This window comes from Aliinostoc maniaoense (assembly GCF_058172895.1).
Genome location: NZ_CP187952.1, coordinates 4,692,401 through 4,708,468 on the forward strand (window position 1 = coordinate 4,692,401; position 16,068 = coordinate 4,708,468).

General features: G+C 41.3%; 11 protein-coding genes. 3 read left to right on the top strand and 8 right to left on the bottom strand.

Going from position 1 to position 16,068, the window contains the following annotated elements; translation table 11 throughout:
* Positions 1–102 precede the first annotated feature (102 nt).
* Positions 103–450, top strand: a complete 348-nt coding sequence (locus ACPZ3T_RS20320; protein WP_490271258.1) for a hypothetical protein — start codon at positions 103–105, stop codon at positions 448–450.
* Between the two features lie 331 nt (positions 451–781).
* On the opposite strand, the gene moeB is transcribed toward ACPZ3T_RS20320, so the two are convergent.
* Complete coding sequence (moeB, locus tag ACPZ3T_RS20325) at positions 782–1,954, bottom strand: molybdopterin-synthase adenylyltransferase MoeB (protein WP_490271259.1); 1,173 nt, start codon at positions 1,952–1,954, stop codon at positions 782–784.
* A 169-nt stretch (positions 1,955–2,123) separates the two neighbouring features.
* Between moeB and ACPZ3T_RS20330 the strand changes: the two genes are divergently transcribed.
* Positions 2,124–3,836, top strand: coding sequence for a flavin reductase (locus tag ACPZ3T_RS20330; protein ID WP_490271260.1), 1,713 nt, complete (start codon positions 2,124–2,126; stop codon positions 3,834–3,836).
* 346 nt (positions 3,837–4,182) lie between these two features.
* On the opposite strand, the gene ACPZ3T_RS20335 is transcribed toward ACPZ3T_RS20330, so the two are convergent.
* The 4 genes from ACPZ3T_RS20335 to ACPZ3T_RS20350 all read right to left on the bottom strand — a co-directional run bounded on the left by ACPZ3T_RS20335 (position 4,183) and on the right by ACPZ3T_RS20350 (position 8,950).
* The gene (locus ACPZ3T_RS20335) at positions 4,183–5,754 is read right to left on the bottom strand and encodes an iron uptake porin (protein WP_490271261.1); all 1,572 of its coding nucleotides are present in this window, start codon (positions 5,752–5,754) and stop codon (positions 4,183–4,185) included.
* An 87-nt stretch (positions 5,755–5,841) separates the two neighbouring features.
* Complete coding sequence (locus ACPZ3T_RS20340; protein WP_490271262.1) at positions 5,842–7,095, bottom strand: FecR family protein; 1,254 nt, start codon at positions 7,093–7,095, stop codon at positions 5,842–5,844.
* A 458-nt stretch (positions 7,096–7,553) separates the two neighbouring features.
* A complete protein-coding gene (gene trpC, locus ACPZ3T_RS20345; RefSeq protein ID WP_490277294.1) occupies positions 7,554–8,393 on the bottom strand; it encodes an indole-3-glycerol phosphate synthase TrpC in 840 nt (279 codons plus the stop codon).
* 263 nt (positions 8,394–8,656) lie between these two features.
* Positions 8,657–8,950 carry a HetP family heterocyst commitment protein gene (locus ACPZ3T_RS20350; RefSeq protein ID WP_490271263.1) on the bottom strand — a complete coding sequence of 98 codons (294 nt, stop codon included), beginning with the start codon at positions 8,948–8,950 and terminating at the stop codon, positions 8,657–8,659.
* Between the two features lie 1,230 nt (positions 8,951–10,180).
* Between ACPZ3T_RS20350 and ACPZ3T_RS20355 the strand changes: the two genes are divergently transcribed.
* Positions 10,181–11,017, top strand: a complete 837-nt coding sequence (locus ACPZ3T_RS20355; protein ID WP_490271264.1) for a response regulator — start codon at positions 10,181–10,183, stop codon at positions 11,015–11,017.
* A gap of 20 nt (positions 11,018–11,037) precedes the next feature.
* Here ACPZ3T_RS20355 and ACPZ3T_RS20360 read toward each other — a convergent pair whose 3' ends face one another.
* The 3 genes from ACPZ3T_RS20360 to ACPZ3T_RS20370 form a co-directional block, all read right to left on the bottom strand.
* Positions 11,038–12,885 carry a ShlB/FhaC/HecB family hemolysin secretion/activation protein gene (locus ACPZ3T_RS20360; RefSeq protein ID WP_490277295.1) on the bottom strand — a complete coding sequence of 616 codons (1,848 nt, stop codon included), beginning with the start codon at positions 12,883–12,885 and terminating at the stop codon, positions 11,038–11,040.
* A gap of 98 nt (positions 12,886–12,983) precedes the next feature.
* Positions 12,984–13,154 (bottom strand): hypothetical protein, encoded by a 171-nt coding sequence (locus ACPZ3T_RS20365; protein ID WP_490271265.1) that lies wholly within the window; start codon positions 13,152–13,154, stop codon positions 12,984–12,986.
* A 445-nt stretch (positions 13,155–13,599) separates the two neighbouring features.
* Positions 13,600–15,801 (bottom strand): HAD-IIB family hydrolase, encoded by a 2,202-nt coding sequence (locus tag ACPZ3T_RS20370; protein WP_490271266.1) that lies wholly within the window; start codon positions 15,799–15,801, stop codon positions 13,600–13,602.
* Positions 15,802–16,068 lie beyond the last annotated feature (267 nt).

Genomic DNA, 16,068 nt, shown 5'->3' on the forward strand with positions numbered 1-16,068 from the left:
TAAGAATTAGTGAATAAACTCTTTCCCAAGAAAGAACTAATTAGTCATGTAATTTCCTACATTGTGTTAGTAAATACATAAAATTTAACTGTGGAAATCATCATGACTAAAGAATTAGAAAATCAAAATAATCAATCCGAAGAAATTAGACAACCAGTCAGTGAAGATTGGCACTCCAGGGAAGAAGCAAATGTGAAAGAAAGGAACTTAACAGCCAACCCAGGAGATAGAATTGCTGAAGAACCTCAGTCTATTGAAGAGAAAGCCAAACAAGTTGCTGTAGATGTACCTGATATCACAGGTGATCAAATTACAGTACCAACTTATTTTGTAGTTGAATATCCCGATGGTGAAAAAAAAGCACTGCATCATGTCAAAGATGCGGAAGAAATTTCTGATGTAATTCGTCAAGCGAGGGTAGACGAAAAAGGCGATCGCGTTTGGTGGTAACTTTGATCAAAAGTATATGTGATATGTAGGGGAGGCAAATTACAGTGTGGATTTTTCTCCTGCAATATTGCCGTTGTGTTAGGCGTAATACCAATTATCTATGAAGTTGCGCCAAATAAATGATGTAGAGACGTTGCATGCAACGTCTCTACATATTCCCCCTTGCCTACTAGGGAAGGGGTTAGGTTTTACGTTAACTTTTCCAAATAACATGAAAAGTCAGATATAAAGAGTACTTATGCAAGTGTCACAATTGATGATTGGTGCGTGACGCTATCAGTCTCATGACTACGTTGAAAAACTTTGGCAGCGTCACACACCCTACCTAACTTTAGTACTCAGGAACTGAAGGATCTACTTCTCGACTCCAAGCAGTGATCCCACCTTTGACATTTGTACCCACAATACCCGCTTCTTTAAGGATAGCTAGAGCTTTAGCCGATCGCCCACCCATTTTACAATGAGCAATTAAACGATGACCGTTGAGTAATTCTTTGACTTTATCCACACCGTTACCGTTTTCAATTTCTGGTAAAGGTACTAATACTGAACCAGGAATTTTAGCAATGTCGTACTCGTGGGGGTTACGCACATCTAGCAGCACAAAATCCTTTGCACCACTATCAAGTAATTCCTTCAACTGAGTTACAGTCATTTCTTGCATATCTTGTTGCTGTTGCGCCTCGGCTGCTTTGGCTTGGGGAATACCACAGAATTGTTCGTAGTCTATTAGCTTTTCAATCACTGGACGAATGGGGTTAGGACGCAGTTTTAACTCCCGGAATTTCATATCAAGGGCATTGTATAACAACAGTCTGCCACTTAAAGTATTACCATTGCCCAGAATAATTTTAACGGTTTCTGTGGCTTGAATCACACCAATCATCCCTGGCAGAATCCCTAATACTCCACCTTCTGCACAGGAAGGAACCATTCCTGGTGGTGGTGGTTCTGGGTATAAATCGCGGTAGTTTGGCCCGTCTTCGTAGTTAAATACAGTTGCTTGTCCTTCAAAGCGGAAAATTGAACCGTAGACGTTGGGTTTGTTTAATAATACGCAAGCGTCGTTAACTAGATATCTTGTGGGGAAGTTATCTGTACCATCGACAACAATATCATAAGGTCTGATGATATCTAGGGCATTTTCCGAACTGAGACGGGTTTCGTAGAGATCAACTTGACAATAGGGGTTAATCTCGTGAATACGATTTTTTGCTGATTCAATCTTGGGTTTACCTACCCAGGATGTACCGTGAATAACTTGGCGTTGCAGGTTGGAAGTATCCACAACATCGAAATCAACGATACCAATGCGGCCGATACCTGCGGCTGCTAAATATAACAGTAGTGGTGAACCTAGTCCACCTGTACCGATACATAATACACTGGCAGCTTTCAGCCGTTTTTGCCCTTCTACTCCCACCTCCGGCAAAATGAGGTGACGGGAATAGCGTTCGTAGTCGTCTTTAGTTAGCTGGATATCTTCCAGATTGGGATTGAGCATAATAGTTTGAATGAGGAAGCGCGGATTATTGATTGTATCGAAAAATGATATCTGTCTTTACGTTTAATTATTTAAATTATGTTATCAGGAAATATAGGGACTAGAGATTTAAATCAATGAAAGGGAACAGGCAACAGGTATAAAATACTTTTAAAACAAGTGACTTACGATGCCACTAACTAAACCGCGCGACATTCAAGTAATGCCCATTGCCACAGATACCACAATTGTGCGATCGCGCAGTTGGGCAAGGTTAAGATTTGAAATTGAATATGCTCTAGCTAAGGGTACAACTGCTAATTCTTATTTAATTCAAGGTGATCAAGTCGCACTAATTGACCCACCAGGGGAAACTTTCACCGAAATTTACCTGGAGGCTTTACAGCAACGATTTGATGTCACGACCATTGATTATGTCATTCTCGGTCATGTTAACCCCAACCGCGCTGCTACCTTAAAAGCTTTGTTGGAAGTAGCACCCCAAATTACTTTCGTCTGTTCTAACCCAGGGGCGATTAACTTGCGGGGAGCGTTAGAAAATCAAGATTTGCCCATTCTCGTCATGCGGGGGGATGAAACCCTAGATTTAGGCAAAGGTCATCATTTACAATTTATCCCCACACCCAACCCCCGCTATGCAGATGCCCTCTGCACCTATGACCCCCAAACAGAAATTCTCTATTCAGATAAACTATTTGCAGCCCATATTTGCGGTGATCAGGTATTTGATGAAGGTTGGCAGTCCATTAATGAAGACCGCCGCTATTATTTTGATTGTGTGATTGCCCCCCACGCCAAACAAGTAGACACCGCCCTCGATAAACTCGCTGATGTACCCGCACGGATGTACGCCACCGGACACGGGCCGATAGTTCGCTACGCCTTAATTGAACTGACTCACGCTTATCGAGAGTGGATTCAACAACAAGCCTCAGCAGACTTGACAGTTGCATTAATTTATGCTTCTGCCTATGGAAATACAGCTACCTTAGCGCAGGCGATCGCACGGGGAATCACTAAAGCCGGTGTCGCGGTAGAATCAATTAACTGCGAATTTACCGAGCCTGAAGAAATTCGGGCGGCTGTAGAAAAGTCGGCTGGCTTTGTCATGGGTTCACCAACTTTGGGAGGTCATGCACCTACACCAGTACAAACAGCATTAGGCATTGTATTATCTACTGCCACTAACAATAAACTAGCTGGTGTATTTGGTTCATTTGGTTGGAGTGGGGAAGCCGTCGATTTAATTGAAAACCGACTCAAAGACGCTGGTTATCGCTTCGGCTTCGACACCATCCGCGTCAAATTCAAACCTGACGAAGCAACTTTACAATTGTGTGAAGAAGCCGGAACAGACTTTGCCCAAGCCCTCAAGAAAGCTAAAAAAGTCCGCGCCACCAGTCAACCCGCCACCAACGTCGAACAAGCAGTGGGGCGCATTGTTGGTTCACTGTGTGTTCTCACCGCCAAACAAGGAGATATATCCAGTGCGATGTTAGCCTCCTGGGTATCTCAAGCCAGCTTTAATCCTCCCGGTTTAACTATTGCTGTGGCTAAAGATAGGGCAGTAGAATCACTAACACACTCAGGTAATAAATTTGTCCTCAACGTCCTCAAAGAAGGCAATCATTTGGGATTGATGAAGCACTTTCTCAAACCCTTCAGCCCTGCACAAGACAGATTTGCTGGTGTCGATACTGAAGAAGCAACTAACGGCAGTCCCCTATTAAAAGATGCCCTAGCATACTTAGAATGTTCAGTGCAGAACCGTATGGAATCAGGGGATCATTGGTTAGTGTATGCCACTGTGGAGAATGGCAAAGTGTTAAATCAAGACGGCGTGACAGCCGTGCATCACCGCAAATCTGGCAATCATTATTAACGTGAGTTCGATGACCTCTCCCCAACCCCTCTCTCTTGAAAAGTTCTGTACGGAGGAAACCTCCGCACCCTGCGGGTTCGCGTAGCGTTCTCGGAGAGTAGCAAGCTACAGACTTTTCGCTCCGACGCGGAGAGGGGCTTAAATATCTTGAAAGCTCAACGGGTTTTTAAGCCTCTCTCCTTGCAGGGGAGAGGTTTGGAGAGGGGTTTTTAAAATTGCTCGAACTCACGTATTATTAACACACATCTTGCACCTCGGTTAAAAACCGGGTTTCTTGCAAATCTCTCAGCTTAAAACCTTAATCTTTCGTTCAGAAACCCGGTTTTTTAGGGCTTGTTGAGACTGCTTAAAAAGTGAAGGTAGTACGAATAGTACCGATAAAAATATCATTGTTTGGAGAAAAATGATCCGGGTCGGTGACAATAAAAAAGCCGGGAGTGATAGAGATATTATTGTTAACTAAATAACGGTAAAATACTTCGTAGTGAGTTGAATTGCCAGTATCTACCTCTGCAACTGCAACGCCGTTATTTAGTTTGAGTGGTTGCCCGTAGATGAAGCCTAATAAGTCTCCTTTTCTACCGAAGGGGTCATATATACCTAAAGAAGCGGTGTAGGTGCTGCTGAGAGTGACGGCATCAGATTTCAGGGAGTCTGTAACAACAATGCCACCCCAAGCACCGAGGACTAATTGATCATTGAGTTGCCATCGTAGGCTGGCATTTAAGCCATGAATCTGTGATGGTTCGTTGATGCTGCCCGATGTATCAGCATTATTACTACCTGTACCTGTATCTAATCTACCATCACTTGAGTAAGCATTGACGTAGGCTAAACCAGTAATTAACGATGCGCTGGGCTTGTATAATAACTGTACTCCCAATGCGCTATTGTCTGCACCCACTAAACCCTGAGTGCTATCGTTGCTATTTCTTGTACCGTAGGCGAATTGTAGCCGCATTTGGTCAGACATTAACCAGTCAAAACCTAAACCTGCATCGAGGCGACCAATTTTAAAGATGGAAGTTGAACCACCAAAGGCAGAAATTGCGCCTTGTCCTGCGTCGGCGTAGGGTGAATTGACACTGAGGACACTACTTAAACTAAAGCCTACAGGTTTGAAAGTAAGAACGGCGCGATCGCCTAATGCCGCAACGCGATATTCTAGAGAATCTAGCCTCACTTGATTGTCATAATTGGCTTGCCAAGCTAAAAACGCCATATTGGTGTTAAAGGCTGTGGAGTTACCAAAGCTATCATTAGCAGCATTCCCACTGACTAAGGCTAATCTAAATCTATCTTTACCTGTAAAGGAAGATACTAATTGTATTTGTGTCAGATAAGTAAAAATTGGGTTAGCTTCTCCATCTCCGGGACGATTTCCACCAAAACCCCCTGCTAACCCTAAGATGGTTTGTCCTCCTAATATAACAGTGGTGGAAAATTGTTGAGCTTCAATGTTAGCGGTACGTGCTTCTAAAGTATCTATTCTGCCTCTAAGGGTGCGTAATTCTCCAGCAAATTCTTCTGTTAATTTTTGGACTATTTCTAAATCCGGTTCTCTAACTTTATCTGTAACTCCAGCCGTGATTAATTCATCTATTTTAGTTAATACAGCATTTAATCCGGCAGCAAATTCGTAGCGAGTCATGGCACGGTTGCCTTTAAATGTGCTGTCGGGATAACCTGCTATCACTCCATATCTTTCTACTAAAGATTGTAAGGCGACAAAAGCCCAATCACTCGGTTGTACATCTGATAATTGTGATACTGATGTTACCCTAGCTGAGTTTTCAGGTAATTGTTTATCTAAATCTATATCTTGATCAATTATTTGAGATTCTTCTGCCAAAGCTAGTGTATTTACACCCAAAAATACTGCTCCTGATAGCAGCAATAAAGCCATTTTATTAACCATCTTCCTCACACCTGATAAATAAATTCAATATTAAAAATTTGGCATTGGTGTAAAATATCCTCTGCCCTTTTCTCCCTGGCTTTTTAACTAGCGGCCGCGTCTGACACCAGTTGTTAAAGTTCCCCGATAGCCAACATCATATTGTGGTCTTTCACCGTTAACTCCAATGACTTCTAGTTCGGTGATGCGACCATTAGCATCGATGACTGAACCTCTAGCATTATTGCCGCTTAATCCCACATTATTAGAGACTCCTGTATTACCATCAATTGTGATAGTTTTGTTGTCAAAATCTACTGTAATATTTGTAGGAGCATTGGGATTATTATCAGGGTAAAAAATAGCGGTGTTTTCTGATGTTTTATAGTATGTCCCGGTGACAACTTCAGGGTTAGTAATTCTTACTGACAGGTTAGGACGAGGATTTAAATCTCCTTCTGTACCATTGAGAGCATCAGAGAGAAATGTCCTGCTAAAGCCTTTAAATCTGCGAGATTGATTTTTAAGTGCGGCTAAAGTTTCGATTCTAATTGCTTTGAGTGTTTCTTGAACTGGGGCTGATTCTTGAGCTAATAATGTTTCTTGTCCTGGCCCTAAACCAGCCGCCAAGGAAATATTTTTATAAAAGGCTGGTAAGTCAAATTCTTGGGGATTTCCGAGTATACCATTTCTAATGGCTACTGTTTGACCACCTTTTAAGGCGACTGTTTTTTTATCTTGAGCATCAGAAATATTAATGCCTCCATCAGTCAGGGCAAACACTTGAGTTGTGTTGGTTTCGTGATTATGAGCTACCATTACGGCAGTAGCTTTTGGGGCTGGTTTACAGAGACGATTATTTTCAGTTAATTCAATGTTGGGAGTATTTTGATTCTCCGCGATCGCACAATCTCCTGAGAGGATTCTAATCTGACTTTGTGGTGTTTCTACCACTGCCACCACACTGCCCGGTGGACTTAAAATTAAAGCTCTGCCATTCTCTACGTTTGGTATAATTTCACCTAAAGCAATCAGATTGGGCAATTTAAAGCGACGCAACCCAGGCTCAAACAGAAAGGTAGTTTTTTGATCTACCCGAATCAGGGATTTATCATTAAAAAATAATTGTGCTTCTGAATTGATTCCGGTTTGTACTGCATCTCTAGGCACTATGACATCATTTTTTTGTGCAGCTCGTTGAGTGCGGTTATGCAGGAGTAAATTAACTTTGGGGATCAGTTTATAGACTTCAGCACGAGTAAGCGGTTTATCTGTTTGGGCAAAGCTGGGAGTCAACCACGCCCAAGTTAACAATGTACTGAGAATTAATTTTTGATGTAATGACCAATTGTGCCACTTCATCTTGCTTTACCTAAAAATTGATATTAAATATAAAGCTCAGGACTTACGCAACTAACATATTATTTTAAGTTTGTAGTGAGGACTTTAGTCCTCAAAATAAGGGCTAAAGCCCTTACTACAAACAGAAAACTTGATTTTTTGTGACACTTGCGTAAGTTCTACGGAGATTGATGTTCTTTTAGACTACAGAGATTTTTACTAAGTTTCTCGATTCTTTATATTACTTAAGGATTTAGGGTATTTTTGAGTGTTGACTAACCAAATAAAAACCCCTGGGTTAACCAGGGGTTATGGTTTCGCTGAGATAAGTAATGATTACTACAGTTTGTTTTGAGATCATTCCTGATGAGGGAGAAAAATTTTTTGTCTGTTATACCGAATTGGGATAGGTAGTATTATTTCGAGATTCTGGAATAGGCTAAGAATCTAGGCTTTTAATCCAAAATCCAAAATTGGTATTACAACCCTGTAAGTAAACGATGTACAGCTTGTTTGATGTCTGTCTCCTTAATTAAAGATTCTCCTACCAAGACTGCATTAGCACCGGCTTGAGCAACTAAAGATAAGTCCCCGTGTGCATACAACCCAGATTCCACAACTACCGTTACACCTAAACTTTGCAGTTGCGATCGCCTGGCTGCTAGGAGGTTTTGAGTAGTGGTAAGATCAATGCTAAAGTCTGCAAGGTTTTGGTTGTTAATGTTAATCAAGCGAAGGTCTTGCAGAGTGAGTACCCGATCTAGTTCTCCTAGGGTATGTACTTCTACTAAAGCATTCATCCCCAAATAGTGAATGATCCGTAAAAAGTCTTGTAATTCTCTATCAGTGAGAATAGAGGCGATGAGGATGACTGCATCTGCACCGGCGGCTCTTGCTAAATAAATTTGGCAAGGATCAATAATAAATTCTTTGCAGAGTAAGGGTAATGAGATGCGTTTGCGAAGAATACGCAAAATATCGAAGCTACCGTGAAAAAAACACCTATCAGTAATTACTGAAATACAAGCTGCTCCCCCATGCTCATAAGCCTGCGCGATCGCAATGGGATCAAAGTCTGTACGGATGATACCATGACTGGGTGATGCTTTTTGTATTTCTGCGATCAAGCTGGGTTTATGGGGGTTTTGTTGTAAAGCAATTAGAAAGTCTCGCACCGTTGGCGCAGCTGTTAACTGACGTTGTAGGGAAGCCAAAGACATCTGTTGATGTAGTTGGGCTACTTCTTGTTTTTTCTGCCAGACAATCTCTCTCAAGATAGGTTGCAGACGTGTCATATTCATCGCACTAACTGGATACATAATCGTAATTCGTAATCCGTAATTCGTAATTCGTAATTCGTAATTGGGTATTGGGCATTGGGCATTGGGCATGGGGCATTGGGCATTGGGGTAAATATTTCTTGCTTGTCTCCCCGAAGTTCTGTTCGCCCTTGGCGTTGGCGAAGCCATCGGAGGAAACCTCCGCTCAGACTTCTCTCCTTGTCTCCCTTGTCTCCCTTGTCTCCCCTGTCTCCCTTCCCCTGTCTACCCCTGCCCCCTGCCCCTAATAGGGTGCTAGGGTTTTAGTTTGTCAAGCCCATGTTTTTATTTTGTATCCAGCCCGATTGCATCTGAAAAACTTCTTGAGTATCTGATTGTTTAACCTTCTTTGTATTCCCTAAGCAATTATTTTTGAGTAATCGAATATAAGTGCGGTACGGGATGTATTCCATTGGGTTGTAGCCGGAGAATCGCAGCAGTAAAACACAAGCCCAGGAATACTTCCCGGCGATGATTGCTTTGATAATTTGTTCTATTTGCTCGTTGTTGATTTTCTTGACATTCTGTGAATTGTAATTTGCATTTTGTTGATACATAGCGTTCCCTGATGATGAAACTTGTAGCCTTTTGTGAAAGACTTGCAAATAAAAATTGGTCAGATCAATTGATTTCAACTATGACATTACAAAGAATTACAGTGTATTGCCAAATTGTTGAAAATAGTGTTTTGGTAATTGTTTTGTCTGCTTGTAGTTACGGTATGAAATGAGCAAAGAAGATGGACTCAGGTGTCCGTGGTAGATGCGTGATACGTTAATATTGCGGCAAACTTATACTGAATACTAGTTGACCGATGCCTATTTGAGATTTTATTGACACTACAGCAAAGGTAAATTAGCACATCTCTACAAATAGTTATTGAAAATAGGGGTGAATTTAACTAGTCAGCATTTTTATTTGCTTAATAATTATCTAGTTAATCCAACCCCTAAAGATGAACTGTTTTGCAGAAGCAGCTTCTTTGCTAAGATTACTCAATCTTGAGCAGTATATATATGATTATTCTTTTGATAGATGTATCTCTTTTTTCTTTTTTTAAATTTGTGATTTGTAATTATATTCTTATGCCTAATACACAGGCTGCTTATAAAAACAATTAATTTTACCATTGTATGAACAAAAGAATTAAAAATTTTTCTAACTGTTTTGATAGATTGGCAGTTATGACTCCTCCAATCTATATCTAATGTCAAATTATGTTTAATCTAGTTTTACTGATAAAGTAAATCCCATTACTCATGACTTAATTACTTATTAAATTGTATACCATAATACAAGCAAACTTAACCTTTTCTACTTCTTATGGTAGATGGCTGATCAACACTGAGACAGATGATCAGAAAAAGCTACTCCTCATGACAGATGACTGGGCATCTTATGATGTAGTTTAATCCGTCTTAAATAAACTAAAATCAAAAATCAATATATGATATAGATACTTCGTAATTACAGTTCTACAATGCGAGTTATAAAAAAATATTAAAATACAAATTCTATTGATAAATACATAGTTTATTCATACTGATCAATGTAGTTACTTTTTAACCGGAAATGAATAAGGAGCAATTTGTAATCAGCAAACGTAATTACTTATTAACATCTGTTGCATATAAGTAAAAAACAAGTTTGTTATTTATAATCTAAATTATAATTACTAATGAAACTTTTGAATCTACTTTGTTTGATATCATGTATTAACTAAATAATAAATTACTTAAAAATTTTTGACTTAAAAATTCCCGGCCACCACTCCTGGTAATGGAAAAATGACCCACGAATCATCAATAAAAATTCTGGTAATTGAAGATGAAGCTGATACCCGTGATCTGTTTTTAACGATTCTGGAGACTGAAGGTTTTGAAACAATAGGTGCTGAAAATGGTTTTGTGGGGATTCAGCAGGCACAAAAATATTTACCTGATTTAATCATCTGTGATATTATCATGCCTGATATGGATGGATACGCCGTTTTAAATGCGCTACGGCAAGATCCTCTCACAGCAATTATCCCTTTTATTTTTCTCACGGGTAGCCATGATAAGACGGCTGTTCGGAAAGGGATGGAATTGGGAGCAGATGATTATATTACTAAACCCTCTACCATAGAGGAGATACTCAAAGCGATCGCAATTAGATTAGAGAAGCAGGCTTTTTTGAGGTACTGGTATGCGGCGAAATCTCAGCAACTTTCTGACTCGTTAGGTGTTGAGCCTGAGTTTGTTTTCCCTACCACACCTCAACTTAAGGAAGTTTTTGATTATATAGAGCTTCATTATCATGAGGGAATTACTTTATCAGATGTAGCTGATGCCGTGGGTTATTCACCTGCTTACTTAACAAATAGAGTTGCTAAGGAAACTGGAGATACCGTCAACGGTTGGATTCTTCAGCGTCGCATGGCCGCAGCTCGTCCTTTACTCAAAAACACCAACAAGACAATTGAGCAGATTTCTACAGCATTAGGTTATCAAAACGCCTGCCATTTTTCCCGCCAATTTCGCCAGCATCATGGCTTACCTCCCAAAGCTTGGAGGAAACAACAACAATCTTCTGAGTATGGGAAAAAAAACTATAGGGAGAGATGTCTATCTTTAAGGGCTTAGTTGAGAAGTCATATCAAGTATTAAAAAGGATTATAAAGCACAGAAAAATATAATCCATTTTCCTGCCAGGTTCTTTCTTCGGAATCAACAGATACCAAGGGAATACCCCAATCAAGACGCGCACTAAAGCGATCGCCTTGTGACCAGCGTAAACCCAAACCCACTGATGCTAAGGTGTTAGGATCGGGATTGGTGCGGGAATTATTCCACACCACCCCAAATTCAGCAAAGGGGATAACTTGTAACAAACCATCAGCTTGAGATAAGCGCAGAATTGGTATTTGTACTTCTGCACCAGCTACAGCACCATTATCAGCCAGCAAAAAATCTTGGCGATAACCCCGCACACTATCTAGTCCACCTACACCAAACTGCTCTAAAGGTAACAGACTGCGAGAGGCTATTTGAGTATTAGCACGGACAATGAGTAAAGTTTCTGGTGCTAGTAGCCTTGCCCATTGTGCTTGTCCCTGCCAAGAGAAAAACCTGCTATCAGGAGCATTATTATTGACAGTAGCATTCAATACACCTAGACCGAGATTAAATTGCGATCGCAAGGCAATGACTTGGCGACTATTGCGAGTTGTCCATTCTTGGAAAAAGCGTAATGCAGATATGCGTGTCCGTCCCTCGTCATCAGCACCCAAGGCGGGAAAAGGTAATCTTAAACCCTCTACATAACTCGCTTCGCTTTCCCGGCGGGAAGCTGTTAATCCCAAAGCAAATTGTTGGCTAGGAGTTTCAATTAAAGGTTGGCGAAATGTCACCTCGTAGTAACGAGAAGAGGATTGAATATCGAGAATATTAAAAGGTTCTTCAATGACATTGCTAGCAGCCGTCCCAAAACTCAAGCTCAGTGTGCCATTGCGGGGATTTACAGGTAATGTGTAGCTAGTATCAAAAGTATTGCTACCATCGGTATTAGTATAAGCTAAACTCAAACCATCCCCTAAACCTAGTAAATTAGCTTCATTAACTTGGATACGACGACGAAAACTACCCACACTAGGTGAACGGCCATTATCTAAAGCTATTTGGGTGTGAAAGGTTCTAGCTTCCTTGATTTTAACTTGTAGCAAACTTGTCCCAGGACGTACCCCGGCAGATAAATCGGCTGACAAGTTATCAATTAAAGGATTAAGTTGCAACAGTTGTAATGCTGCTAATAACTTCTCTCGATTTAATGGGGGTGAAGTGGCGATCGCTAAACGACTACGGACATAATTAGGATTGAGTCGCTGTGTCCCAGTAATTTGAATGTCTTCTAAACTCCCTTCCACCACCTGAATTTTAATCACACCAGACTGAATTGTCTGGGGAGGGATGTAAGCACCGGAAGTTATGTAACCCTTGTTGACGTATAGTTCGGTAATTTTTGAGCGTGCTTGAAACAATTCTGCTAAAGTAATGGGTCTGTTAGTAAAATTCTCCGTTACCTTCGCTAATTCTTCTTGACTAAATACAGTGCTACCTAAAACTTCAAACCTTTCTACAGTAATAGTTTGAGGAATATTCTCTGGTGGTTGCTCTTGTTGGGTATCCGGGGTATCAGGCTGGAGTAATTCGGCTGGTGGTGGTAGGGGTTGGGGCGGCTGGGGTGATGGTAAAGTAGGAGGTGTTGGTGGTTGGACATCCTGTGGTGGAGGAAATTTTTGTGACAAAATTAGTTGATCTCCCACCGGAAGCCGAGAGAATTGTTTCGTAATGGCAATTTCTGTAAGATTCGACGAGCCATATTTAAACTCATCTACTAGTTGTGTATCTTCCACAGCTGTTGCCACCACAGGCAAATCTATGCTACCGAGTAAGACAAATATACTCAGACTCAGCCCAGATACGATAAACTTTGGGGGACGTTGATTAATCATGCCACTAGAGTGTGTTACCACAAATGAGATGCTTCTAATATCAAGGTTTCAGATCAGCATCTTACTTGACTTTTGTTGTTAATTAACAGTCCCCAAACTTAAGCCACCAAGATTCTTAATTTAATCAACTTCACTTTAGCTAGATACCTTGCAGTATCTAAACCGCAGATTTTTCTCTCCCAAACCTTAATTGTAGAGACGCGATAAATCGCATCTTTATCAAAATATATTTGTTGAGAACAGATGATGATGGGTAATTGGTACTTCACCAATTACCCATTAACGATTAATAAGCTTGACGTACTCCCCACAGCTATGAAAACAACGCTATCGCTCGTTTTCATGAAAAGCTGGGGGATTCTTCCCTGATACTCATGGTCGAAAAATGTTTCCACAAGCAGGGTTTCCACGTTTCCACTGCCCTTGGCAGAGCCGATTTTACGGGCTACACAGATTTCTCTGTGGGGAACGCCATCGTCCCGACTACTGGGAATTAACCCAGATACTTTTATGTTTAATACCCCGATCCTCTCTACTAACCAAGTTACCGATGTCCGAATAACCGAGCTTTCGCAGTACGTAGGTGAGCTACTTTTCTTTTATGTAGCTATGCCAATCATACCATGTTGGACGGCGATTAAAATCGCCTAGACGCTTATCCCCATAGATGAATCTAGGGGCTTGCGCGCCATTGATTTTCGGTCAACAAGATGATTAGGCTACAACCATTTCCGGCTGAGTTTGAGACAGATTCCCGAAAAAGTCATAATGGTCTAGTGCTTCCAAAATTCCCCAAGCATAGTGTCCTTGAGCAAAATAAATCTGGGCATAACCGCGTAATTTCTGGATTTCTTTGCTGTAATTACCAACAACCACAGCTAAGGTATTACCCGCTAACATACTTTCATCATTGCCTGATGCCCCTGCGACTAAGAAGCGTTTCACAGGTAAACCCCATTTTAAGGCAATATAACGTAGGGCATCTCCTTTCGAGGCTCTAATGGGCAACAAGTCCAGATACATATTATGGCTGAAAACTCCCTTAACAGGAAGTTGTTGGCGGCGCAAATGGCGGATAATTTCCCGGTAGCTGGGCGATATGCTGGGATTGACAAAGTAGCTGATTTTAAACTTGCCTTGAGCCTCTGCTGGTTGCAATTCCACTCCAGGGATATTCTTCATTGCTTCCCGGATGGCCTCTGGTTGCCAATTATAACTAATATGTTTTTGCCAACTCGTATCTGTGACAATCTGTGGCCCATAATAGATTTCGCTGCCAGTGGAAGTGATGAGTAAATCTGGCATAGGAAACTGCCATTCTTCCAACATCTTCAAGGCACTTTCGAGACTGCGACCAGTGGCAATACACACACCAGTTGTCTGTCCTTCTTGACGTATGCGCGCAATCAAGGTTTCTAAGGCTTGTTGATCACCAAGGAGTGTGTTATCGATTTCAGTAACTAGAAAGCGATCGGCTGTTGGTAAACGGTTAGTATCAGGTATATTCCAACCTGGATGTTCAGAAGCTGGAGACGCTACCAGAGGACTGAGTAAAGATTGTACCTTTTGTCGGGGGAAGCGGCGGACTCTTTCTAGATATTGCTCAACGTGACTCTCCCAAGAGAAATGCTGACGGACATTAGTTAAGCCATTCTTAGACCAACGCTGCCATTGTTGAGCATCGGTTAAAGTTGTTCGCAGTGCATTTTGGATGTCTGGAATATTCAGAGGATCAATCAGTAAGCCATTTTCACAAGCTCCAATGATATCCCGTGGGCCACCGTCAGATGTGGCAACAATGGGTACACCACAAGCTGTAGCTTCAATCAAAGTTAATCCAAAGGGTTCGGTGAGAGCAGGATTGATAAAAACGCCCCGGGTTTTTGCTGTGAGCCGATATAAATCGGGTACATCATCGGAGGTATGATGTTTGGGATAGGCAACATGACCATAAAGATCATAGCGATCGATTAATTGCAAGATTTCCGTCAAAACTTGGCGGGGGCCTGATTCCATTGTGGTGATATCATCTCGATTTCCCAGCACAATTACCAAATTGGCTAACTCACGCAGTTGGGGATCTTCGCCAAAAGCTTTGACTAAAGTACTGACATTTTTCCGAATCGCCGGACGAGAAATGGCCGTAATCATCGGTTTGTAGGGGTCTTGCAGAAATCGTTGTAATTTCTCGTAAATCGGTGGATTTGGCCAATCTTCAGCTGCTGGGTAGAAACGTTCTAAAGCTACACCGGGAGGAATTACTACCATTCTCTCTGGTTGGTAGCGGTCATAAATGCTGTATTGTTCTTCAACTTCTTGATGAGTACTAGCGATGACTAATGCTGCACCACCAAGGGTAATTTCTTCTGCCTCGATGCGGGTGCTGATGTGAAAGTTTTCCTCGATACTTTCTTGCTTAGTTCCGTGTTCTAGTAAGCGTTGCAGTTTCACTCGTCCCAAAGAGTGACCTGTATGCACAAGGGGTATACCTAACCACCCTGCAACCCGACTACCTACATAGCCTGCATCAGCGTAGTGTGTATGAATGATGTTAGGGATTTTACCGACTTTGCGAATGTGTCTGAGTAGTTCATCGGCAAAGGTATCTAAGTAAGGCCAGAGAACTTCTTTGCGGAGGTAACGCCGGGGGCCACAGGCTAGACGAACGATTTGGGCTTTATCACAGAGAACTTCTACTGGTTGGGCATAGTCAGAACTAACTTTTGGATCTTGGACTAAACGAGTTACTAAGTCAACTCTTTCTACGTCGGGGTGTTTAGCTAATGTACACGCTAGTTCGACTACATATTTTGTTTGTCCACCGTTGTCAGCATCTCGTCCTAACTCTAGATTATTTCCTCTAATTAAGCCGTGAACACTGACTAGTATGATATACAACCCTGAGCTATTTGACATTTTGTCTTCCTCTCTAGTTGAGTTTATGTAGTGCTATGTTTAGGCTTTTTTAACTGCATAAGTGGTGAAAATTAATGATGTAGCATCCAGGAAAACCGAATTAATTTCTAATTTGTCCAATCTCTGAAACATATTCCAATGAGGCATTCACCAATAATTTGTCATCTGCAAATAAATATCATTCTGAGATATTTATTATTTAAGGGGATAAATTCTTCTTAATCTCCAAATTCTTAAAATATGCTTTCGTATATCGTATCAGTAAGC

Bases quoted from the DNA above. Each gene is read 5' to 3' on its own strand.
- ACPZ3T_RS20320 (WP_490271258.1), top strand. From the start codon at position 103: ATGACTAAAGAATTAGAAAATCAAAATAATCAATCCGAAGAAATTAGA.
- ACPZ3T_RS20355 (WP_490271264.1), top strand. From the start codon at position 10,181: ATGACCCACGAATCATCAATAAAAATTCTGGTAATTGAAGATGAAGCT.
- ACPZ3T_RS20340 (WP_490271262.1), bottom strand. From the start codon at position 7,095: ATGAAGTGGCACAATTGGTCATTACATCAAAAATTAATTCTCAGTACA.
- ACPZ3T_RS20350 (WP_490271263.1), bottom strand. From the start codon at position 8,950: ATGTATCAACAAAATGCAAATTACAATTCACAGAATGTCAAGAAAATC.
- ACPZ3T_RS20330 (WP_490271260.1), top strand. From the start codon at position 2,124: ATGCCACTAACTAAACCGCGCGACATTCAAGTAATGCCCATTGCCACA.
- ACPZ3T_RS20335 (WP_490271261.1), bottom strand. From the start codon at position 5,754: ATGGTTAATAAAATGGCTTTATTGCTGCTATCAGGAGCAGTATTTTTG.
- ACPZ3T_RS20370 (WP_490271266.1), bottom strand. From the start codon at position 15,801: ATGTCAAATAGCTCAGGGTTGTATATCATACTAGTCAGTGTTCACGGC.
- ACPZ3T_RS20360 (WP_490277295.1), bottom strand. From the start codon at position 12,885: ATGATTAATCAACGTCCCCCAAAGTTTATCGTATCTGGGCTGAGTCTG.
- trpC (WP_490277294.1), bottom strand. From the start codon at position 8,393: ATGTATCCAGTTAGTGCGATGAATATGACACGTCTGCAACCTATCTTG.
- moeB (WP_490271259.1), bottom strand. From the start codon at position 1,954: ATGCTCAATCCCAATCTGGAAGATATCCAGCTAACTAAAGACGACTAC.